This window comes from Pseudomonas sp. SG-MS2, from assembly GCF_009933855.1.
Lineage (GTDB): Bacteria > Pseudomonadota > Gammaproteobacteria > Pseudomonadales > Pseudomonadaceae > Aquipseudomonas > Aquipseudomonas putida_E.
Map to the genome: position 1 here is coordinate 1 of NZ_MOMO01000220.1, position 3,894 is coordinate 3,894.

Sequence of the window (3,894 nt, forward strand, 5' to 3'; positions counted from 1 at the left end):
GGGAGCGCAGCATCGGGCATCAGGTGGACGCTTGGAATGTGGGGATGATGGATCCCTTACGTAGTACGTACTCTTGCCCGAGCAGTCTTCAAAGCGCTCGACCTGGGCGTAGGCGTTCCACCACAGGTACTTGGACTTGAAGTTCGCATCGATGATCGTGTGCGGCAGGCCATCCTCACCGTTGAGGTACTCGGTCTTGTGGCCAAGTGGGTCGATCTCGGCAATCAGATTGCCCTTGCCGTCGTAACGAGACTTCCAGATGCTGCCATCGGGGAAGCGGGTTTCAGTTACCAGTAGCGTGGCGAGGTGGTGTTTGTAGCTGATCTTGCGGCCCAGTGGATCGGTTTCCTCGACGAGCCTGCCAAAGTCATCGTACTTGAGCCCAAGGCGATTGCCGTCCGGCAAGGTGAAGCCGATGATGTTGCCGGACGCATCGAAGTCCATGCCGTAGCGCTCGCCGCCAAAGTCGAGGCTGGCGACGACGCGGTGCTCTTCGTTACAGCGGAGACCTGGTACCCAGAGCATATTTTAACTCAGTTACTCCATCATCAAATACGCGCTCACTACATGCTAAAGGTTCCACGCTCGCGATGATTTTCATTTCCAATTAATCTATATAGCTCCTCATGTAACGGTAGTGGGTGCTTCTGCCCGTGCGGTCCTAGAAGTGCTTGACTTTGCGAAATCAACCCCACGGAGCATATACAAATCCCTCATCAATTTTCTCAAAATAGAGTCCTATGAAACTATTTTTTAAGTATGCCTCTCTAAACACAGAAGAACAGACCATTTGCTTCAATTCTTCACAGTAGAATAAATCATACTCTACATCTGATCCCGGGGAAAACTTATCTATTCGAGCATATAATGGCAACATATGTTGGCGCTCGCTTTCTGGGCGCAAAAGTCCGTCACCCACCAATTCAAAAGTAGATCGATCAACATCTAGCAATGAACATCTACTAAGTACGCAGAAAAATCTATAATCCTTTTTAGGCTTCGCAGAGCCGCGAAGCGAAATCATCACAGGAATGCTCAGAAACTTACAATGAAAATTTTCGCACATTCGAATGAATTCCGATGACGCGAGATACTGCTCAAATATCACATCGACGTGAAGATTATTCAAGTCGGCTTTCATTTCATAGGAGCTTGAAAAATCCAATACGTCAGGATTCGCAATTACTTGATTGAACTCCGGCAATGCCGGGACCCACTTCTCATCAAAGAAAAGCGGAACATCGTCGCCTTCCGCAGCACTGAGCAGATAAAATTCTTTCATAAGAACTCACAGCAACCTAAAAGAGATGGATCGGTCTTAAACAGCCCGTTTTGAAGCCCGGAGCTCGCCCAGCTTTGAATATTTTTAACACCCAAAACCAGGGGCCGTCGAGGGTTTCCCAGCGGTAATGGCAGGTCAGGCCCAGGGCATTGCTGTGGCTTGCCATTACGCCGTCGGCGTAGCTGAAGCTGCGCACGGTGTCGCCGTTGCGGTTGATCACCGTGCTGAGCTGGCCGTGTTCGTCGTAGCGGTATTGAGCCAGGGTTTCGACCGCTTCGTTGTTCACCACCCGTTTGATGTCGGTCAGCCGGCCCAGCGGATGGTCGTAGTGCAGGTGCACGCGGGTGCCGCCGGTGGCGCTGATGTCGGTCAGCGTGCCTTCGGCGGTGCGGGTGAAGTGCAGGAAGTGGCCGAGGGCGTTTTCGATGCGCTGCAGCGGCACGTCGGTGTCGGTGTCTGGTACTTCGCCGAAGTAGAAGAACAGGTTGTCCAGCGTCTGCAGAATGTAGTGGCCGCCCTCGGTGCACACCAGGTACACCTGCTCGTGCGGGTTGTAGATGCGTTCGCCAGGCTGCAGCGAGACGAACGGGACTTCGCGGCCCTGGTTGTCGGTGGGAGATGAGGTCGGTGGCTTAACATCGCGAGCACTCACTAGTGTTCCACTTGGGTAGTTCGCTAATCTAAAAGCCCCGAAATCGTTGGGCAAAACAACTTGTGTAGATAAACAAATTAAACTTGCCGCACACTACAGCATCCCTTTCTCGGAAATTATTAGACTTAAAAGTTGCCGCACATATGTGACAGCAACCTAATTCTGATCCAGACTTTTAAAGAAATAACAGTATCCTCACGCAGATCAAGCAGCTCCATGAGAAACAAACACTAATCTTGATCCAATAACCCTACCATCAATTCCCCTCAAAAAGCCCTATATATACCAACCCGTTATAACTTGCCTTTAAGGGCTCAGAAACTACAACCCCACCATCTGAGTACCAAAAAATAGCGTTTGCCTTATTAATACCTTTGCTAAGACAGCCAGCCTTCAGCCTGCCTAGTTCACTAGGATCAACCGAAGACTCCTTGATTATTTCATCCAAACTAACTTCCTGAGGCCTCCTCGGAATTATTCCGATAAAGTCCTCATCATACCATCGGACACCGACATCCCTGCAGAAACCGCACACTTTGTATGAGGGGTCATCTATATCTACGGAATAATCCAACTCGAAATACTTCAAGTAATCAGCTTCCGACTCAAAATTACTCCCGACCCATACATGGATTTTCTCATACCTCTCGATATCATAAATATCCACTTAGCAAGCTCCCAATCTCATATGATTACGATGATGAACGTCAATTACGCTTAGCGCTTCAACTTTACTCTGCGTTTTAACCAAATCTTTAATTAGCTTATTATGGAAATTCCTTCCCGCACTACTTCCATGGTGCGGGCCATCCGGCACAGGATTCCCGTGCCTATCAGTAACACCTACAAAAGTAATATCTTTTGTAGGCACAGTCATCTCTTTTAGCTCTTGAGCAGTGAATCCAAGCTCTTTCGCTTTCGAGGCAATTGAGACAGGAAACATCTCATGCTTACCACCAGGTTTTCGAAGTGCATCCTCTACCGCCTTTTTATTATCGATAACATCTTGAACTGACGCATCATTAAACCAGCTCTCAAAACCATTTTTCTCCCACGGCACCCATCCCAGCGGATCAATCCATAATGTTGGGGAGAGCACATAAGCATACAAATTGCCGCCACCCCTGAGCCCAATAGGGTCCTGAGTGATGAAGCGCCCAATTTCTGGATCATAATACCTGAAGGTGTTGTAGTTAAGGGCTGCCTCATTGTCAAAGTACTGCCCTTGAAAGCGCAGATTCTGCTCGACCTCATTAATCGTCAGCTGCTCAATCGCCCCCCAAGACCGATACGTCGCCTGCCAGACAATCTCGCCCTGACTATCAGTCAGCTCCAGCGGCGTACCAATCTGATCGGTATGGAAGTAATAAACCTTCTGCCCTTCCCCTTCCGCCTGATCCACCCGCGCCAACGGCGCATAGCTACCCGGCTCATAGACATACAGAATGCTCTGCCCCGGCGTCTCCTCGCGCAGCATCCGCAGCCCTTGCCAGAGGAAATGCTTTTGTTCCGAGGTGCCGCCGATTTCAGCGGTTTTGGCAATCCGCCGCCCCAAGCTGTCATAGCGATAAGTGCCCGTACTTTCCGGCTTGCCGTTGACCAGCGTTTCGGCACGCACCAGCCGGTTCTCACAGTCATAGGCAAAACTCTGAAGCTTGCTATGCCCCGAGCGCTTCTCGATCAGGTTGCCCCACGGGTCGTAGCGGTACTCCTGATCGCGCCAACGCTTGATGCGGTTGTCCTTGACCTTCTCCAGTTGCCGCGCATTGAAGTCCAGGCGGTTGGCGGCCGGGTCGTAGCGGAACTCTTCGCTGCCCACCAATGATCCGGTGTCGCGGCTGTGCAACTGGCCGTTGGCTTCGTACTCGTACTTGATCTCGCCGCGCAGCTTGTCCAGCGTGCGTACCAATTCGCCCGCCGGGTCGTACTGGTAGCGACGGTGAATCGGGTTGTAGGCGTG

At 50.9% G+C, this 3,894-nt stretch carries 3 protein-coding genes and 2 pseudogenes; all 5 read right to left on the minus strand.

Features of this window, described 5'->3' with window-relative positions; genetic code table 11:
• Positions 1-525: pseudogene (locus BLX42_RS18410) on the minus strand (RHS repeat domain-containing protein); the annotation flags it as partial.
• A 160-nt stretch (positions 526-685) separates the two neighbouring features.
• Positions 686-1,282 carry a hypothetical protein gene (locus BLX42_RS18415; protein WP_161872344.1) on the minus strand — a complete coding sequence of 199 codons (597 nt, stop codon included), beginning with the start codon at positions 1,280-1,282 and terminating at the stop codon, positions 686-688.
• Positions 1,283-1,391: 109 nt separating this feature from the next.
• Positions 1,392-1,895, minus strand: a pseudogene (locus BLX42_RS18420) (type IV secretion protein Rhs); the annotation flags it as partial.
• A 295-nt stretch (positions 1,896-2,190) separates the two neighbouring features.
• The gene (locus BLX42_RS18425; protein ID WP_161872345.1) at positions 2,191-2,601 is read right to left on the minus strand and encodes an immunity 22 family protein; all 411 of its coding nucleotides are present in this window, start codon (positions 2,599-2,601) and stop codon (positions 2,191-2,193) included.
• A partial coding sequence (locus tag BLX42_RS18430) for an RHS repeat domain-containing protein (RefSeq protein ID WP_256672037.1) occupies positions 2,602-3,894 on the minus strand: 1,293 nt, incomplete at its 5' end.